Here is a 17,621-nt window from a genome sequence, read left to right as displayed (position 1 = left end):
GATTTGGTCGTTAAACATATTCTACCCGCTATGGGTTTATTTTTTAAAATCTGTTGCACTTAGATTGTAAATACTCAGTCTAAAAAATGAATCTTTGCTTGGCTAGGGTGACTGATGTTCTTAAAAAAAGCGTATCTAAATTAAGGTTGAACCAGGCTGCAACTTGACGGCTTGGCTTTTTATTTCCGAACAATCGTATTTAAATCCTTTTACAAAAGCCGATTTAAAAATCAGATGCGAACATTCGCAATTTTATCGTTTTAATCTATTGCAAAAATCCGAAAATTGTTGCATAATCAAATCTTGTTTATTGGATTAAATGCATAGGAGATGAATTTTAATGGGTCAAAGCACGAATAACTCGCCTGCTTCTACCAATATTTTAGAGAAATGGTTTCATTTAAGCGAGCAGGGCACGACGATCAAGCGTGAGCTGCTCGCGGGTCTGACGACGTTTGTCTCAATGGCCTACATTTTGTTTGTCAACCCAAGCGTTTTGGGAATTGCGGGCATGAACAAGGGCGCGGTCTTTACGGCAACGGCATTATCTGCAATTATTGGATGTTTATTGATGGCTTTTTTGGCCAACTATCCGATTGCCATTGCGCCTGGTCTTGGTGATAACGCGTTCTTTACATACTCAGTCGTTTTGGCGATGGGTATCTCATGGCAGACGGCGATGGCTGGGGTTTTCGTTGCTTCCGTGATCTTTACGATTTTATCGTTGATGAAGGTCCGCGAAGCTGTTATCAACGCGATTCCGCATGATTTGAAGCTGGCAATTGCCGCTGGGATCGGTTTGTTCATCGCTTTTGTCGGTCTGCAAGGCGGTGGCCTGGTTGTCGCAAGCAAGAGCTCATTGGTTCAATTGGGTTCATTGACGGTACCAACGACTTGGCTGACGATCTTTGGGGTTTTGGCAATCGCACTATTGATGGCTAAACGGGTTCCTGGATCAATCTTTATCGGGATGATTCTGACAACGCTGCTGGGCTTGTTTACGGGCCTGATTAAGATGCCTGCTCATATTATTTCGTTAGCTCCTTCCATGAAGCCAACTTTTGGCGTGGCACTGACCAGCCTGGGCAAGGTTAATACGCCGCAGATGTGGGCCGTTGTTTTGATCTTTTTGCTGGTGGCCTTCTTTGACACAGCCGGAACGCTGGTGGGCTTAGCTCAACAGGCTGGTTTGATGAAAAACGACCGAATGCCGCGAATTGGTCAGGCACTGATGGCTGATTCAATCTCAATGCTGACGGGTTCAGTAATGGGGACTACGCCAACGGCAGCCTACGTTGAATCATCTGCCGGAATTGCCGTTGGTGGCCGGACTGGTCTGACTGCCTTGACGGTCGGTGTGTTGTTTGCCTTTAGTCTGTTGTTCAGCCCACTTTTGACGGTGGTAACGACGCAGGTTACGGCACCAGCTCTGATTATTGTTGGTTCGCTGATGGCAAGTTCTTTGGCTGGCATTGATTGGCTTCACTTTGAAATTGCCTTTCCTGCCTTCATGGTGGTTGCCGGCATGCCATTGACCTACAACATTTCTTACGGGATCGCATTTGGGTTTATCATCTACCCATTGACGATGACGGTTGCTGGTCGCCGTAAAGAAATCAACTGGATCATGTGGACGCTGCTGTTCGTCTTCATCTTGATGCTGTACGTTTTAAACGTTTTGCCATCATAAAAATCTTTAAAAGACGCGATCGATAGCGGTCGGGTCTTTTTTGTAATATTTTTGATATAGATATAAATGAAAGGTCTCAGTTATGATAAAAAAATCGGAATTAAAACACCTGATTGATGTAGCAGCCGGTCGCGTACCGGCTGACGTGGTGATTAGAAATGCGCAGATCGTGGATGTCTTTTTAGGAACTATTCGGCAAGGCGACGTAGCATTGGCAGCTGGTTATATTGCCGGTATCAGTGAACATTATGAAGGACAGCAGGTGGTTGATCTGGCCGGGCGCTTCTTGCTGCCAGGGTTGATTGATGCTCACATTCATGTGGAATCTTCCTATGTTTCGCCTGAGGAATTCAGTCGGATCTTTGTACCATGCGGGACGACAACTGCTTTATGCGATCCGCATGAAATCGTCAACGTTGCCGGTTTGAAAGGCTTGGAATACATGGAGCAGGCTGCCAATCTGGCAAAAATGGATATTCGTTATTTGATGCCTGCTTGCGTCCCATCAACGCCTTATGAGCATGCCGGTGCCAATCTGGCTGCCAGTGACATGGAGCCGGCCTTAAAAAATGGTGAAGTGGATGGTCTGGCCGAATTGATGAACTATGTCGGCGTTGTCAATAATGATGACAAGATGATTGATGAAGTCATGCTGGCCCAAAAATATCATCGTCGTATTGATGGCCATGCGCCACAGGTTTCTGGTAAGCTGCTCAATGCTTATGCGGCGGCCGGCGTAGGCAACGATCATGAATGCTCAACGGTTCAAGAAGCGCAAGATCGTTTGGCATGTGGGATGTATGTTTTGCTGCGCCAAGGTACGACCGAACATGATTTAAAGAACCTCTTGCCGGTTGTTACGCCACAGACTGCACGTCATTGCCTGCTGGCTGGTGATGATGTGCAGGCGGTCACGGCTATGACTTTGGGCCATCTGGATAATAGTATTCGCATCTGTATCGAACAGGGACTGTCACCAATTACGGCAATTCAAATGGCGACACTCAATGCTGCCGAATACTGTGGCTTAAATGATCGTGGGGCGATTGCGCCAGGACGCCGAGCTGATCTGGTGGTTGTTGATGATCTAAGAAGTTTCCATGTGGAACAGACTTGGATTATGGGTGAAAAAGTTGCTCAAGACGGCCAATATCTGCCTCAAGTGCAACGTTATCCAATTGGCGCCGTAGAATCTTCCATGCACGTTAAGCCATTGTCAGCTGACTGCTTTAAACTGCATTTGAGCGGCAAGCCGGTGCGCACGATTGAAGTAATTCCAGGCGAGGTGCTGACTGGTGAAAAGATCTGCCAAGTCAGTCATGACAACGATGGCGACTTTGTCTATAATCCAGCTCAAGATGTGACCAAGCTGGCAGTTATTGAGCGCCATCATGCGACCGGTAAAATGTGTACGGCCTTGGTTAGTGGCTATGGAATCAAGCATGGTGCGATTGCCATTTCAATTGGCCATGATTCGCACAACATCATGGTTACCGGAGTCAGTGACAACGAGATGCATGCAGCCGTTGATGAATTGATCAAACAAGGTGGCGGCGTTGTCATGGTCAAGGATCAAGAGCCGATTGCGCGGATGCCATTGCCAATTGCTGGCTTGATGAGCGATCAGCCAGCTGAAAAGGTCGTGGCCGCGCAAAACGAGATCAACCGAGCCGCCCATGATGAGCTGGAAATTCCCGCCAACGTTGATCCGGTCATGTCACTGAGCTTTTTGCCATTGGCAGTGATTCCAGAATTAAAATTAACCGATGAGGGACTGTTTGACGTTGCCAATGGTCGCTTTGCTACGCTGGAGGTTGACGATCAAGCCTAAATTGGCGATAATTGGCGCGAATAGTTGAAATCCGGAACACTGTACGGTAAACTATTAAAGTATGTACAGGTCGCTGTTATTTAAGAATTGAAACGGCGATCAGTTGAAAACTGCAAGTTATTGGAGGAAATGAAATGTCAGCAAAATGGGAACGCGACAGCGAAGCCAGCAAAGGGACATTAACTTTTGAAATCGACGTTGAAACGGCTAAGAAGGGTATTGACCAAGCCTTTAAGCGGACGCAAAAACGGATCACGGTTCCTGGTTTCCGTAAGGGCCACGTGCCACGTCAACTGTTCAACCAAATGTACGGTGAAGAAGCTCTGTACCAAGACGCTTTGAACATCGTGCTGCCAAAGGCCTACGAAGATGCCGTCAAGGAAACGGGCATCGAACCAGTTGACCAGCCACAAATCGATGTTAAGAGTCTGGAAAAGGGTCAGCCATGGGTACTGACTGCCGAAGTTGCCGTTAAGCCAGAAGTTAAGCTGGGCGACTACAAGGGTATGGAAGTTCCTGCTCAAGACACCACGGTTTCCGACAAGGAAGTTGAAGACGAATTGGAATCCAAGCGTCAACAACAAGCTGAACTGGTTCTGAAAGAAGACCAACCAGCTGAAAACGGCGACACGGTTGTTATTGACTACGTTGGTTCCGTTGATGGCGAAAAGTTTGACGGCGGCTCTGCTGACAACTACTCGCTGGAACTGGGCTCTGGTGCCTTCATTCCAGGCTTTGAAGACCAACTGGTTGGCCACAAGTCCGGTGACGACGTTGAAGTTAAGGTAACCTTCCCTGAAGAATACCACGCTCAAGACCTGGCTGGTAAAGAAGCCGTCTTTGAAGTTAAGCTGCACGAAGTCAAGGAAAAGCAACTGCCAGAAATGGACGACGAATTCGCCAAGGACGTTGACGAAGACGTTGACACGCTTGACGAACTGAAGGAAAAGACGAAGAAGCAGCTGCAAGAACAAAAAGAAGACGCTGCTCACGCCGCCATTGAGGATGCTGCGATCGAAGCCGCTGTCAACAATGCTGAAACGGAAGAAATTCCACAAGCTATGCTGGACGACGACACGGACCGTCAAGTACAACAATACCTGATGGGCATGCAACAACAAGGCATCAACCCTAAGATGTACTTCCAAATCACTGGTACGACTGAAGACGACCTGCGCAAGCAATTCGCCAACGATGCTGCCAAGCGCGTTAAGACCAACCTGGTTCTGGAAGCCATCGTTAAGGACGCCAACCTGGAAGCAACCGATGAAGACATCGATGCTGAAATCAAGGATCTGGCTTCTCAATACGGTATGGAAGAAGATGCCGTTAAGAAGGCTCTGTCCAAGGATATGCTGAGTCACGACATTCAAATCAAGAAGGCCGTTGACCTGGTTACGGATTCTGCCAAGCAGGTTGAATCCAAGGACGCAGAAGAAGACAAGTAATCTTTGACATTGCGTTAAAAAACAGCTGTTACGCTGCTTAAAACAAATAGGGCCCAGCGTTCGGTCATCCGGGTGCTGGGCCCTGTTGTCGTACTGAGTCGATTAAATCCACGTCTTGAATCATTCTGGATGGGCAGATGATGGTTTGAATTATTCGAAATTTGGTCGACAGTTTGGTATGATAAACACAATCATTTTAAGAGGAGGACGCAAAATGTTTGAAGATACCAGTGGCATGGATGCCGTGCACTGTTCTTTTTGTGGCAAGTCGCAAGACGAGGTAAAAAAGATCGTTGCCGGTCCTGGCGTCTACATTTGCAACGAGTGTGTCGATCTTTGTCAGCAGATTATTGAACAGGAACTGGCTGAGGATCACGCCAATGAAACTTTCCGCGTACCAACGCCGGCTGAAATCGTCAAGGAGCTCAATGATTATGTAATTGGTCAAGACGATGCCAAGAAGACGTTGGCCGTAGCGGTATACAACCACTACAAGCGGGTCAACGCCATGATGACCGGTGACAACAACGAAACCGATCTGCAAAAGAGCAACATTGCCATTATTGGGCCAACGGGTTCTGGGAAAACCTACCTGGCACAATCATTGGCTAAGATCTTAAACGTGCCGTTTGCTATTGCCGATGCAACGACTTTGACTGAGGCCGGTTATGTCGGTGAAGACGTTGAAAATATCATCCTAAAGCTTTTACAGGCGGCAGATTTTGATGTTGAACGGGCCGAAAAAGGGATTATCTACATCGACGAAATTGACAAGATTGCCAAAAAAGGCGAAAATGTCTCGATTACGCGGGATGTTTCCGGTGAAGGCGTTCAGCAGGCGCTGCTTAAGATCTTGGAAGGCACGATTGCCAATGTTCCGCCGCAGGGAGGTCGTAAGCACCCGCAACAAGAATTCATTCAAGTTGACACCAGCAACATTTTGTTTATCGTCGGTGGGGCCTTTGACGGAATTGAAAACATCGTCAAAGAACGCTTGGGTGACAAGACGATTGGCTTTGGCACCGATACTGGTGAATTGCAGGATGTTAACGAAAAGAACATTTTACAACACGTAATTCCAGAAGACCTGCTCAAGTTTGGACTGATTCCAGAATTTATCGGTCGGCTGCCAGTCTTGACGGCACTGCAAAAGCTGGATGAAGATGATCTGGTACGTATTTTGACCGAACCAAAGAATGCACTGGTCAAGCAGTATCAAGAACTGATTCGTCTGGATGGCAGTCAGCTGCAGTTTACGGATGGTGCCTTGCGTGCAATGGCGCAACTGGCGATCAAGCGTAATACCGGTGCGCGGGGCCTGCGCTCAATTATTGAAGACGTGATGCGCGATGTCATGTTTGATCTGCCGAGTCGCGATGACGTGGCTAAGGTCGTAATCGACAAGCGCTGCGTAGAAAATCATGGCGAGCCGCGTTATCTATTAAAGGACGAAAAAGCTTCATAGGCAGTCAGAAAGGGTCAGCAGTGGCCCTTTTTTAACGGGGGAATCAAAACAGATTATGGAAGTTCATCACGTTGACTTAACGATCAGTGCAGTTGCCGAAGAGCAGTATCCTAAAACGGACTACCCTGAGATTGCCCTGGTTGGCCGTTCCAATGTCGGCAAGTCTTCTTTGACTAATGTCTTGATCAATCGCAAAAACTTTGCCCATACTTCCAGCCAGCCTGGTAAAACGCAGACGCTGAATTTCTACAATGTTGAAGATCAGCTCTTTTTCGTTGATGTGCCTGGCTATGGTTATGCCAAGGTTTCCAAAAAGCAGCGCGAAAAGTTTGGCAAGATGATTGAGACTTATCTGACTACGCGTCCGCAATTAAAGGGCGTGATTGAGCTGGTTGATGCCCGCCATGCGCCAAGTGATGACGATGTGGCCATGTATCAATGGCTGAAGTATTACCAAGTACCGCTTTTGGTGGTTGGGACTAAGATTGACAAGGTTAAGCCCAGTGCCCGGACAAAGTCGATTTCACAGATCACGAAGACGCTGGGGCTAGAAGATACGCCACTGCAGCTTTTCTCGGCAGAAACCAAGTACGGTAAGGATGAGGTTTGGCAATGGATCGAAGCCCGCATGCATGATTAGAGATATTTATCAGTTGTAGCTGGATCAAATTGAATCAGGCAACATAAAAGGGCCCCGCGTCCGGAATTGACCGGATACGGGACCCTCTTGTCGTTTAATGACAGTTATTACTGCTTGTCTTGCTGCTCAGCTTGCTCTTTGTCAGCTGGCTTGTCTTTTGGCTTAGCCTTTTCTTTAGGATCGATTGCCAGATCGTTGAACAGCTTTTCCAGCTTTTGATTGCGCTGCGTTACCAAACCCATAGCTGAACCTCCTTTAACTTATTGCTTGAAGCTATCCTAACATAAACTAGAAAAAGCGTAAATCAACTCATAGGCGATTCTTTTGCGACCAGGAGTCGACCTGTACTAAAATTAAAGATAATTGCTAAAACGGAGGAATTTGATGACCACACAACGAGTGGAACACAAGCTGATGCTGCTGCCGGACAAACCCGGCTGCTATTTGATGAAAGATATCAATGGTCAGATCATCTACGTCGGCAAGGCCAAAAATCTCAAAAATCGCGTACGCTCGTATTTTAAGAGCAGTCATACCGGCAAGGTCGCGGCGATGGTTGATCAAGTGGCTGATTTTGACATTATTACCACTGATTCCAACAAAGAAAGCTTTTTGCTGGAGATCACACTGATTCAAAAACACCAGCCCTATTACAATATCAAGCTTAAGCGAGGGACTGGCTATCCTTATATCAAGATTACCAATGAGCGTGACCCACGTATCGAAATCACCGGTCAGGTCAAAAAAGACGGGGCCTATTATTTTGGCCCGTATCCAAACGTTTATGCCGCTGAAGAAACGCTGCACTTTATCCAAAAAGTTTATCCACTGCGGCGCTGCAAGGGGCATCAGGGACGGCCATGTCTTTACTATCACATGGGACAGTGCTTGGGCGCCTGTTTTAGAGAGGTACCGCGTGAGGAATATGATACCCAGATCAAAAAAATTAAGTCGTTTTTAAACGGTAATACTGCCAGCGTCAAGCGTCAGCTGCTGGCCAAGATGAAACAGGCCAGTGAAGAATTGGAGTTTGAACGAGCCGCGGAGATTCGCGATCAACTGCACTATATTGAGGTGACGGTTGAAAAACAAAAAATCATTACTAATGACAAAACACCGCGTGATCTGTTCAACTTTTATATGGACAAAGGCTGGCTGAGCATTCAAGTATTCTTTATTCGTCAGGCTCGTTTGATGAAGCGGGAAAAGCGTTTGTTTCCAGTCGTTGATTCAGCAGCAGAAGAAATGACCAGCTTCATTTTACAGTTCTATAACCGTAAAAATAATATTTTGCCAAAAGAGATTCTCTTGCCAGCTGGCTTGCCCAATCGAGAAATCAGCGAGATTTTAGGGGTACCGGTACGAACGCCGCAGCGAGGAGAAAAACGGGATCTGATGCACATGGCCTATGAAAATGCCCAGCTGCAGCTCAATGAAAAGTTTCGTTTACTAGAACTTGATCAAGCCAAAACCAGTGGCGCTATGAAAGAAATCACGGACGCCCTGGGACTGCCGGAATGTCATAAGATTGAAGCTTTTGACCACTCGCATATTCAAGGTGCCGATCCGGTCAGTGCCATGGTCGTGTTTGTTGATGGTGAGCCAGCCAAAAAGCTTTACCGCAAATACAAGCTTAAATCTGTGATTGATCATGCCGATGAGGCCGCCAGCACGCGTGAGGTAATTCGGCGTCGCTATAGCCGACTTTTAAAAGAAGGTCAGCCACTGCCTGATCTGATCTTTATGGATGGCGGTGAGATTCAAATGGATGCCGTCAAAGACATTTTGGAAAATGAACTGAACCTGCAGATTCCGGTAGTTGGCATGGTAAAAAACGATAAGCATAAAACAGCTGATCTTTTATATGGCAACGACGATCATCACGTTCATCTAGACCCGCGCAGTCAGGGCTTTTATCTGGTGCAGCGAATTCAAGACGAGGTGCATCGCTTTGCAATCACTTTTCACCGCAGCGTGCATACCAAGCATTCCCTTAGCTCACGTTTGGATGAGATCAAAGGCGTGGGGCCCAGAACGCGCAATAAGCTGTTAAAGGCTTATGGCTCATTGGATAAGATTGCTGATGCCAAGGTTGAAGAGATTCAAGCCTTGGGAATCAATCAAAAAACGGCCCAATTAATCAAACTTTCTTTGCAGGGTAAGGCCACAATGGCAAAAGGCAGCAGTCATGACTGATTTTGACGCCCGCATGATTTTTCCTTATACTAGACCTAGTAGTCACTATTTTAAGAACGGAGAATATTTTTCATGGCTAACATGTTTGTGGATCAAATAAAAATTGAAGCCCATGCCGGAAAAGGCGGTAATGGGATGGTGGCTTTCCGACGCGAAAAGTACGTTCCCAACGGCGGACCAGCTGGTGGCGACGGTGGCCGCGGCGGCAGCATCATTTTAAAGGTCGATCCTGGCTTGCGGACGCTGATGGATTTTCGCTACCACCGGATTTTTAAGGCTAAAAATGGCCAAAATGGAATGAGCAAGCAGATGACGGGGGCAGCTGCTTCAGATCTGATCGTTGCCGTCCCCGAGGGAACTACGGTGCGCGATCTGGATACCGGCGAAATCATGGGCGATCTGACTCAGCCTGGTCAAGAGTTGGTAATTGCTAAGGGTGGCCGTGGCGGTCGCGGCAATATTCACTTTGCCTCAGCCAAAAATCCTGCCCCTGAGATTGCCGAAAATGGTGAACCAGGTGAGGATCGCTATTTGGAATTGGAATTAAAGATGCTGGCCGATGTCGGTTTGATCGGGTTCCCATCTGTGGGCAAGTCAACGCTGCTTTCCGTTGTTACGGGAGCCAAGCCTAAGATTGCGGCCTATGAGTTTACAACGCTGGTGCCAAATCTAGGGATGGTCATGCTACCAGATGGTCGCGACTTTGCAATGGCTGATATGCCTGGTTTAATCGAGGGTGCATCTAAAGGGGTCGGGTTAGGTCTGACTTTCTTGCGCCACATTGAGCGGACTCGGGTCTTGCTGCACCTGATCGATATGGGCAGTCAAGACCCCGAACAGGCCATTGAGCGCTATCACCAGATCAATCACGAACTGGCAGCCTATGATCCTGAGCTGCTCAAGCGGCCACAGATTATCGTTGTTACCAAAATGGATCTGCCGGATGCCCAAGAAAACCTGGCCCACTTTAAGGAAAAGCTGGCCCAAGACGATACGTTTGAAAAGATGCCGCCAGTCGTGCCGATCAGTGCCATTACGCACCAAGGCGTCCAGGGACTGATGCAGATGACGGCCGATCTGCTTGATCAAACGCCGGCCTTTGACAGCGAGCATCATGATAAGCTGGAGACGGTTGAATACCATGCCAAAGAAGAAGAACCAGCCTTTACCATTACGCGTGATGACGATGGCACCTGGGTCCTGGGTGGCGAAAAGCTGACGCGGCTGTTTAAGATGTCCAATCTGGATCATGAGGATGGTCAGCTGCGCTTTGCCCGCCAGCTGCGGCACATGGGCGTGGACGATGCATTGCGGGCCAAGGGCATTCAAAACGGTGATCTGGTGCGCATCGAAAAATTTGTTTTTGAATTTGTCCAATAATTGATGATAATAGAAGACAGAATAGGAAAATGATTTATGCAGATTGAATTCTTAGGAACCGGTGCGGGGTCGCCAAGTAAGCAGCGCAACGTTTCCAGCATTGCCTTAAAACTGCTGGAAGAACGCAATGCAGTGTGGCTGTTTGACTGTGGCGAGGCAACTCAGCACCAGATTTTGCGGACGACGATTCGCCCTCGCAAAATCGAAAAAATCTTTATCAGTCATCTTCATGGCGACCATATTTTTGGCCTGCCTGGCCTGCTGAGCTCGCGGTCGTTTCAAGGCGGCAATGAGCCATTGACGATCTATGGCCCGGTTGGCATCAAAGAATTTGTCAAGACGGCCTTAAAAGTGAGTGAGTCGCGCTTGAGTTACCCACTGAAGTTTGTCGAGTTGACTGATGATGGTAAGATTTTCAGCGATAAGACGTTTACGGTTTATACCAAAAAGCTGAACCATAAAATTGCCTGTTTTGGCTATCGCGTGGTTGAGCATGATCATCCTGGCGAGCTGCAAGTCGAAAAACTGCGCGCAGCCAAGGTTCCATCCGGTCCAATCTATGGCCAGCTTAAAGCCGGTCAGACCGTTGAGCTGCCGGATGGACGCGTTTTGGATGGCCACGACTTTATTGGTGAGCCGCAAAAGGGCCGCGTGATTACGATTATCAGTGATACGCGTCATACGCCGGCGGCCGTTGAACTGGCGGAGGATGCCGACGTCTTGATTCATGAAGGTACCTTTGCCAAAGATGAGATCAAGATGGCGCGCAGCTATTACCATTCAACCAGTGGTCAGGCGGCAATGACAGCGAAAAAGTCGCATGCCAAAAAACTGCTGTTGACGCATATCTCGGCACGCTATACTGGCAAGGCGGCCTATCAGCTGGCCTACCAGGTTCGTGATATATTCCCCGCCACGCGCGTCGTTAATGATTTTGATATAGTTGACGTACCATTTAAATAGAGGTGATGGCAATGATGAAGCGAATGAAGGCATTACGGATGTTGCGCAACAAGATTGTTTTGATTACTGGCGAATCCAGTGGTATTGGCAAGGAGCTGGCTTTAGAAGCAGCCAGACGCGGTGCAATCGTCGTAGTCTGCGCGCGTAATCTAGAAAAGCTCAATCAGGTTGCTCAGCAGTGTCTGATTCTTTCGGGACGCCCATCATTTGCCTATCAATTGGACGTCACTGATCCGGATCGCGTCGATGAGGTCTTGAATACGATTCGGCATGAGGTTGGCGAGATTGATGTTTTGGTTAATGCTGCTGGGCTGGGCGACTTTACCGCGGTTAAAGATCAGCCTCGTTCAGCCATGAAGCGCATGGTTGACGTTAATTTGCTGGCATTGATGTATCTGAGCCGCTGCGTAGCCAAACAGATGATGGACCAGGGATTTGGTGCCATTATCAATCTAGGCTCTTTGGATGGCAAGATTCCGACCCCGAATGCCGCCGCCTATTCAGCAACCAAGGCCGGTGTAATCCAGTTCGACAATATTTTGCGCATGGAAGTGGCTGACTATGGTGTCCAGGTGTTGACCGTCAATCCGGGTCCCGTTGCCACGTCGTTTTTTGATAAGGCGGATTCTGATGGCAGCTACCTAAGCAAACTGCCACGTTGGATGATTGTGCAGCCGGCGGAACTGGCTAAGCAGGTTTGGGATCATGTTGGGTATGAGACCCGTGAGATTAACGTACCAGCTTGGACTTCTTGGTTTTCATGGGGCTATCAGGTGTGGCCGGGACTTGGCGATTGGGCAATCAAAAAGTTTTTTGACTATCAACAGGACAAGCGCAGTCTATAAAAAGCAGCGACCGGGACTAAAGTAGGTTCCGGTTGTTATATTTTAAGGAATGGTGAAATCATGGAAGCGCGCTATGAGTGGGAATTTTCCCAAAATAAAAACCAGCAGCTGGCCAATGAGCTGCAGCAGCAGTGTCAATTATCGCCACTGTTGACTCAATTATTGATTCAGCGCGGCATTGATTCGGTTGAAAAAGCCAAGCAGTACTTGGATCCACAACTGGCCGAACTGCGCGATCCCTTTGAGCTGCACGATATGCAAAAGGCGGTCGATCGGATTCAAGCTGCCGTTGCCAATGGTGAAAAGATCGTTATCTATGGCGACTATGACGCGGATGGCATTACCAGTACGGCCGTTATGTATGAAACCCTGGACGAGGTGGGGGCTCAGGTTGAGTTTTTCATTCCCAACCGCTTTACTGATGGCTATGGTCCCAACCTTGACGAGTATCAGCGATTAATTGATGGTGGTGCTCAATTAATCATTACGGTCGACAATGGCGTTTCTGGAGCCAAGGAGATCGAATATGCCAACTCGCGCGGCGTTGACGTGGTCATTACTGATCACCACGAGCTGCCTGAAAAACTACCTGAAGCAGCGGCAATCGTACACCCTAAGTATCCAGGCAGTGAGTATGCAGGCGGGGATCTTTCCGGTGTTGGCGTTGCCTTTAAGACGGCCTGGGCCCTAACCGAAGAGTTTCCCCAAGAAATGTTGGATTTGGTGGCAATTGGCGAACTGGCCGATCTGGTCGACGTAACCGGTGAGAATCGGGCACTGATCACCTGGGGTCTCAAGCAATTGCGACAAGGGATGCGACCTGGTCTTCATCAGTTGGTCAAGCTGGCCAAGCTCAATGAGGATCAATTGTCCGATCAAGACGTTGGCTTTGGCATTGCGCCACGCCTGAATGCGTTGGGACGGATTGATGACGCCAATGAAGGCGTTTTGCTTTTGACGACCATGGATGATCGCGAGGGTAAAGAGATCGCCCAAGAAGTCGAAAATGCCAACCAAACGCGTCAGCAGCTGGTGGCTAAAATTACGGATGAGGCGTTAAGACAGGCTCGTGCGTCTGAAAATACCGACCGATCGACTCTATTGCTGCTGGGTCATGAATGGCATCAAGGTGTTTTAGGCATCGTTGCCAGTCGCGTGGTTGAAGAAACCGGCAAACCGACGATTGTTGCCAGCGTCAATGACGGTGATGAGATTGCCAAAGGATCTGGGCGCAGTCATGATGGGTTTGACCTGTTTGAGGCTTTACAAAAGCACCGTGATCTGATGACGGCGTTTGGCGGTCATGCTCAGGCATGCGGCATGTCATTTAATATCGATCAGGTTGACCAGTTGCGCGCCGCTTTGGAACAAGAAGCCAAAGCACGGGGACTGGCTGAGTCAGGACCGATCAAATTGGATCTGGCAGCCAGCCTCAGTCCGGATGATGTTAACGAAAACCTTTATGATCAGCTGCAGCGACTAGCGCCTTTTGGACCGGGCAATCCAGAACCGGTTTTTGCAATTCATGCCGATCACATTAATAATGTCAAGACGATGGGCAAGCAGCAAGAGCATCTTAAATTTAAGCTGCGTGGTCAAAAAAACAGTGCGGCCGTGGTAGCGTTTGGCAAGGCCGACCTGGCACCATTGCTTTTGGCTGGAGTCCCGGTAACGATTGCGGCTACGTTTGGCATTAATGAATGGCATGGCAAGCGAACCGCTCAATTGATGCTTAAAGACATCAAGACGCAGGGAACGGCAATCCTGGATCAAAGAACGCGCCAGCTTTTGCCGGGAATGTTTAATGAAACCGGCTATTATGTGGCCTTTGATCAAACGCTGCGCGAAAACATTGCTGGTCACGCACATGGCATTGTATTGGATCCCCAGACCGCACTGGAGACTGATTTTAAAGATCAGCAGGTAACGATCGTAGACTGCCCACCTGATTTGGCGATGCTTAGTGCACTTTGGCAAAATGGCGGCCAGCCGGCAATGATTCGACTGTTGCTTTGGGAAAAGCATCCCGTTCGGTTTGGTTTGCCAAATCGTCAGCAGTTTGCCATGTTATATCGCTTTTTACGTCAGTATCCAGAGATTGCCAACTATCGCCAGCAGCAGCCAGCCATGGCCCGTTCACTGTTGATGCCGGTTGAGCAGTTAAATTGGATGATTACGGTGTTTTATGAGGCAAAATTTGTTACAATAAATGATGGCGTTCTAAAGCTGGCGGATCATCCCGACCATGTTGATTTAGAACAGACGAAATGCTATCAGCAGCACGCGGCTCACCTAAAAAGCGCGCAGGTACTGCTGTACAGCGATACGCACACGCTGCGCAAGCGAGTTGCGGCTTGGCTGATGGCAAACGAATAAGGAGAAATTTTAAATGGCTCTAGATCTTTATAAATACGTTGCAAGTATTCCTGACTATCCAGAAAAGGGAATCATCTTCCGTGATATTTTACCGCTGATGGCTGACGGTGAGGCCTTCAAGCAGGCAACCGATGAAATTACGGCATTTGCTCGTGAAAGAAACGTTGATATGGTCGTTGGTCCTGAAGCGCGGGGCTTTATCGTTGGCTGCCCAGTTGCCTATGAGTTGGGCGTTGGCTTTGCCCCAGCCCGTAAAAAGGGCAAGCTGCCACGGGCAACGGTCAGTGCTTCTTATCAGCTGGAATATGGTGAGGCAACGCTGCAGATGGAAAACGACTCCGTTAAGCCTGGTCAGCGCGTTTTGGTAGTTGACGATCTGCTGGCTACTGGCGGTACGATTGGCGCAACGATTGACATGGTTGAACAGATGGGCGGCAAGGTCGTTGGCGCAGCCTTCTTGATTGAATTAAAAGAGTTGGAAGGCCGCAAGCATCTGCGCGATATTGATATAAAGACGCTGATGGAATTCTAGGCACTGATCGTTTAGGATTGCTTTAGCAAAAAAGGGTCCAACGCTCATGGAGTGGGGGACCCTTTTATTATCACATGGCTGTTTTATAGTGATTGTGCAGCTGATCAGTCAAAAAATTCAAATTACAATTGAAATTAAAGTACGATCAGTAAAATTTTATTGTAAAGTAGTAATGAAATAGTTTTTTATTTAAGGATTACAAAGGAGCTTTCCATGATTTTCTTAGTTGTTTTCGGTGCACTGATGCTGATCTTGAGTGCCTTTTACCTGGTTAATTCCTGGCAGCAGTATCGCCAGTGGGTAGTGCCAACGATTATGCTGGTCCTAAGTCTGGCGGCTACGGTTTATTGTACGATCAATCTTCCATATTGGCACCATAGTCAATCTGCACAACAAACGACGAGTGCTGTCAGCTCAAAATCGTCGCTTAGCTCTGCGACCGGCTCGCAAGCTGATTCCAGTTCCAGCTTTTCAGTCAATGGTACTACCGCGGTCTTTAATCAGCAAGGCAGCGGCGCCACTCAGGAACAAAAAGAAATGTACCTGCTGCGCCAACTGCAGAAAGCCTACAGTAAGATGGGGACTGTTAACTATGACAGCAGCTCAAAAACATATCAGATTATGCCAACCAATGAAAATACGGTTGAGGCCCTGAACTATATCGCGCAAAATCCCGATCAGGCCCAGCAGGCGGGGTGGTCGAATCTAACCAGCTCGCTTAATCAGACTTCGGCCCAGATTAAAAAAATCGTGGGGAGCGGCTACTCGCTGAGCATGATGAAGCCCAACGATGATCAGACGGCGCTGTATACGGCTAAGGATGGCAAGCAGACCTACAGTATTGTTAATCAGTAGGAGGCGAGCAGATGAAAAATCATGATCGATTGGTTTTGGTGACGGTGATTGCGTTTGGTCTGGCTATGCGGGCACCAATTATTACCATTCCGTTGATAATTGATCAACTTGCTCGTCAGCTAAAAACGGCGGTCGGCAACCTTGGAATCTTGACAACCATTCCGCTGATAATGTTTTTGCTGTTCTCAATTGTTGCCGCTAAGGAAATGACTCGCTTCGGCCTGCGCAAAGCCTTGAACTTTGGCTTGACGGCGCTGGTTTTAGGAGCATTGTTAAAACTTCATGTGACCTAGCCAATGCTTTTGGTGGGAACGATTTTGGTTGGGCTAGGAATTACCCATTTAAACGTTTTGACACCTTCCGTGGTTGCCACGTATGAGCCCAATCACACCGCATTTTATACTACAGCTTATTCGCTGGCGATTATGGTTGGTTCATCAGTATTCAGCCTGCTGACGCATCCGCTATCGAGTACTTTTGGCTGGTGGTCCGTCTTGGTCGTTTTATTAATGTTGACGATGTTTCCTTGGCTGATGTGGATACTTTTCAGGTTGCCGGTACCATTACGTTCCCAAGCAAAGCGCGCTGATAATCAGTCAGTCAAATCAATTCATGAACCAGACCTAAAAATGACTGCTGCGCCGCTTTGGCAGAATCGATATGCGTGGTGCTGCCTGTTGATGTTTGGTACACAGTCGCTTATTAACTATACTTTAGTGGCCTGGCTGCCAGAATTGATGCGCTTTAACGGTATTTCTGGCGGTCAGATCAGTATTGTCTTGGCAATGTATTCAGCAGCAGGCATGCCGGTGTCATTGTTGCTGCCCCGTTTTCTTGAAACAGCCACGCATTGAAGCCAGATTGTAATGTCGATCGTGGTTGGACTGTTGACGCTGTTGGCGGCCGTTTTGATGTTTTGGCAGTCGTCCATGCCACTTGTTTACTGGTATTATTTGTCAATCATTACTGGTGCGATGACGGCTTTTTACTTCATTATGGCGCTAACGACTTTTCCGCTTAAGATGATTTCACCAGCCCGAACGGCACAGCTTTCCGGTTTGACGCAAAGTGGCGGTTATCTGATAGCATCGTTTGGTCCAGCGCTTTATGGCCTGGCTTTTAAAAGCAGTCCGCTGGGAATCATGCAGATTTGGTGTTTTGCCATCGTCATCGCTTTATGTACTTTGGCTAGTTTTGTGGTTATCAAAATGCCAAAAATTTAAAATCAAGCTTAAGGACAGTAATCAATTTGATTGCTGTCTTTTTAATGCCTTGACGATTGTTAAGCCAGTCGCTAAACTGGAAAAAATTTAAAAAAGGGAATGGGGAGTGTAAAATATTTTGTGTAAATTTCTAAATTAAATTGAAAAAGGGAAAGCCTTCCCCGTATGATTAAATCG

General features: G+C 47.9%; 16 protein-coding genes. 15 read left to right on the top strand and 1 reads right to left on the bottom strand.

What is annotated here, in order from left to right; all coding sequences use genetic code 11:
- Nucleotides 1-340: 340 nt before the first annotated feature.
- The 5 genes from QOS03_RS08165 to yihA all read left to right on the top strand — a co-directional run bounded on the left by QOS03_RS08165 (nucleotide 341) and on the right by yihA (nucleotide 7,074).
- Nucleotides 341-1,690 carry an NCS2 family permease gene (locus tag QOS03_RS08165; RefSeq protein ID WP_283576046.1) on the top strand — a complete coding sequence of 450 codons (1,350 nt, stop codon included), beginning with the start codon at nucleotides 341-343 and terminating at the stop codon, nucleotides 1,688-1,690.
- Nucleotides 1,691-1,775: 85 nt separating this feature from the next.
- Nucleotides 1,776-3,521, top strand: a complete 1,746-nt coding sequence (gene ade, locus QOS03_RS08160; protein WP_283576047.1) for an adenine deaminase — start codon at nucleotides 1,776-1,778, stop codon at nucleotides 3,519-3,521.
- A gap of 134 nt (nucleotides 3,522-3,655) precedes the next feature.
- On the top strand, nucleotides 3,656-4,969 hold the full coding sequence (tig, locus tag QOS03_RS08155; protein WP_169461966.1) for a trigger factor: 1,314 nt from the start codon (nucleotides 3,656-3,658) through the stop codon (nucleotides 4,967-4,969).
- Nucleotides 4,970-5,183: 214 nt separating this feature from the next.
- The gene (clpX, locus tag QOS03_RS08150) at nucleotides 5,184-6,434 is read left to right on the top strand and encodes an ATP-dependent Clp protease ATP-binding subunit ClpX (protein ID WP_169461965.1); all 1,251 of its coding nucleotides are present in this window, start codon (nucleotides 5,184-5,186) and stop codon (nucleotides 6,432-6,434) included.
- Nucleotides 6,435-6,489: 55 nt separating this feature from the next.
- Complete coding sequence (gene yihA / locus QOS03_RS08145; protein ID WP_169461964.1) at nucleotides 6,490-7,074, top strand: ribosome biogenesis GTP-binding protein YihA/YsxC; 585 nt, start codon at nucleotides 6,490-6,492, stop codon at nucleotides 7,072-7,074.
- Nucleotides 7,075-7,181: 107 nt separating this feature from the next.
- On the opposite strand, the gene QOS03_RS08140 is transcribed toward yihA, so the two are convergent.
- The gene (locus QOS03_RS08140; protein ID WP_272208275.1) at nucleotides 7,182-7,316 is read right to left on the bottom strand and encodes an SPJ_0845 family protein; all 135 of its coding nucleotides are present in this window, start codon (nucleotides 7,314-7,316) and stop codon (nucleotides 7,182-7,184) included.
- Nucleotides 7,317-7,458: 142 nt separating this feature from the next.
- On the opposite strand from QOS03_RS08140, the gene uvrC reads away from it, so the two are divergent.
- The 10 genes from uvrC to QOS03_RS08090 all read left to right on the top strand — a co-directional run bounded on the left by uvrC (nucleotide 7,459) and on the right by QOS03_RS08090 (nucleotide 17,444).
- Complete coding sequence (uvrC, locus tag QOS03_RS08135; RefSeq protein WP_283576045.1) at nucleotides 7,459-9,270, top strand: excinuclease ABC subunit UvrC; 1,812 nt, start codon at nucleotides 7,459-7,461, stop codon at nucleotides 9,268-9,270.
- An 81-nt stretch (nucleotides 9,271-9,351) separates the two neighbouring features.
- Nucleotides 9,352-10,650, top strand: coding sequence for a GTPase ObgE (gene obgE / locus QOS03_RS08130; protein ID WP_169462028.1), 1,299 nt, complete (start codon nucleotides 9,352-9,354; stop codon nucleotides 10,648-10,650).
- A gap of 36 nt (nucleotides 10,651-10,686) precedes the next feature.
- Nucleotides 10,687-11,613 carry a ribonuclease Z gene (gene rnz, locus QOS03_RS08125; protein ID WP_283576044.1) on the top strand — a complete coding sequence of 309 codons (927 nt, stop codon included), beginning with the start codon at nucleotides 10,687-10,689 and terminating at the stop codon, nucleotides 11,611-11,613.
- Between the two features lie 11 nt (nucleotides 11,614-11,624).
- Nucleotides 11,625-12,458, top strand: coding sequence for an SDR family NAD(P)-dependent oxidoreductase (locus tag QOS03_RS08120; RefSeq protein ID WP_283576043.1), 834 nt, complete (start codon nucleotides 11,625-11,627; stop codon nucleotides 12,456-12,458).
- A gap of 60 nt (nucleotides 12,459-12,518) precedes the next feature.
- The gene (gene recJ, locus QOS03_RS08115) at nucleotides 12,519-14,834 is read left to right on the top strand and encodes a single-stranded-DNA-specific exonuclease RecJ (RefSeq protein ID WP_283576042.1); all 2,316 of its coding nucleotides are present in this window, start codon (nucleotides 12,519-12,521) and stop codon (nucleotides 14,832-14,834) included.
- 13 nt (nucleotides 14,835-14,847) lie between these two features.
- The gene (locus QOS03_RS08110) at nucleotides 14,848-15,366 is read left to right on the top strand and encodes an adenine phosphoribosyltransferase (protein ID WP_272208269.1); all 519 of its coding nucleotides are present in this window, start codon (nucleotides 14,848-14,850) and stop codon (nucleotides 15,364-15,366) included.
- 213 nt (nucleotides 15,367-15,579) lie between these two features.
- The gene (locus QOS03_RS08105) at nucleotides 15,580-16,221 is read left to right on the top strand and encodes a DUF308 domain-containing protein (RefSeq protein ID WP_283576041.1); all 642 of its coding nucleotides are present in this window, start codon (nucleotides 15,580-15,582) and stop codon (nucleotides 16,219-16,221) included.
- 11 nt (nucleotides 16,222-16,232) lie between these two features.
- Nucleotides 16,233-16,514 (top strand): MFS transporter, encoded by a 282-nt coding sequence (locus QOS03_RS08100; protein ID WP_283576040.1) that lies wholly within the window; start codon nucleotides 16,233-16,235, stop codon nucleotides 16,512-16,514.
- A gap of 3 nt (nucleotides 16,515-16,517) precedes the next feature.
- Nucleotides 16,518-17,075 carry an MFS transporter gene (locus QOS03_RS08095; protein WP_283576039.1) on the top strand — a complete coding sequence of 186 codons (558 nt, stop codon included), beginning with the start codon at nucleotides 16,518-16,520 and terminating at the stop codon, nucleotides 17,073-17,075.
- A gap of 12 nt (nucleotides 17,076-17,087) precedes the next feature.
- Nucleotides 17,088-17,444 carry an MFS transporter gene (locus tag QOS03_RS08090; protein WP_283576038.1) on the top strand — a complete coding sequence of 119 codons (357 nt, stop codon included), beginning with the start codon at nucleotides 17,088-17,090 and terminating at the stop codon, nucleotides 17,442-17,444.
- Nucleotides 17,445-17,621 lie beyond the last annotated feature (177 nt).

This window comes from Limosilactobacillus pulli, assembly GCF_947381555.1.
In the GTDB taxonomy this organism is placed as follows: Bacteria; Bacillota; Bacilli; order Lactobacillales; family Lactobacillaceae; genus Limosilactobacillus; species Limosilactobacillus pulli.
The sequence above is the reverse complement of the archived record's forward strand: the minus strand, read 5'-3'. Positions and strand labels throughout refer to the sequence as shown.

Bases quoted from the DNA above. Each gene is read 5' to 3' on its own strand.
- obgE (WP_169462028.1), top strand. From the start codon at position 9,352: ATGTTTGTGGATCAAATAAAAATTGAAGCCCATGCCGGAAAAGGCGGT.
- QOS03_RS08110 (WP_272208269.1), top strand. From the start codon at position 14,848: ATGGCTCTAGATCTTTATAAATACGTTGCAAGTATTCCTGACTATCCA.
- QOS03_RS08090 (WP_283576038.1), top strand. From the start codon at position 17,088: ATGTCGATCGTGGTTGGACTGTTGACGCTGTTGGCGGCCGTTTTGATG.
- uvrC (WP_283576045.1), top strand. From the start codon at position 7,459: ATGACCACACAACGAGTGGAACACAAGCTGATGCTGCTGCCGGACAAA.
- QOS03_RS08120 (WP_283576043.1), top strand. From the start codon at position 11,625: ATGATGAAGCGAATGAAGGCATTACGGATGTTGCGCAACAAGATTGTT.
- QOS03_RS08100 (WP_283576040.1), top strand. From the start codon at position 16,233: ATGAAAAATCATGATCGATTGGTTTTGGTGACGGTGATTGCGTTTGGT.
- QOS03_RS08095 (WP_283576039.1), top strand. From the start codon at position 16,518: ATGCTTTTGGTGGGAACGATTTTGGTTGGGCTAGGAATTACCCATTTA.
- clpX (WP_169461965.1), top strand. From the start codon at position 5,184: ATGTTTGAAGATACCAGTGGCATGGATGCCGTGCACTGTTCTTTTTGT.
- QOS03_RS08105 (WP_283576041.1), top strand. From the start codon at position 15,580: ATGATTTTCTTAGTTGTTTTCGGTGCACTGATGCTGATCTTGAGTGCC.
- yihA (WP_169461964.1), top strand. From the start codon at position 6,490: ATGGAAGTTCATCACGTTGACTTAACGATCAGTGCAGTTGCCGAAGAG.
- recJ (WP_283576042.1), top strand. From the start codon at position 12,519: ATGGAAGCGCGCTATGAGTGGGAATTTTCCCAAAATAAAAACCAGCAG.
- tig (WP_169461966.1), top strand. From the start codon at position 3,656: ATGTCAGCAAAATGGGAACGCGACAGCGAAGCCAGCAAAGGGACATTA.
- QOS03_RS08165 (WP_283576046.1), top strand. From the start codon at position 341: ATGGGTCAAAGCACGAATAACTCGCCTGCTTCTACCAATATTTTAGAG.
- QOS03_RS08140 (WP_272208275.1), bottom strand. From the start codon at position 7,316: ATGGGTTTGGTAACGCAGCGCAATCAAAAGCTGGAAAAGCTGTTCAAC.
- rnz (WP_283576044.1), top strand. From the start codon at position 10,687: ATGCAGATTGAATTCTTAGGAACCGGTGCGGGGTCGCCAAGTAAGCAG.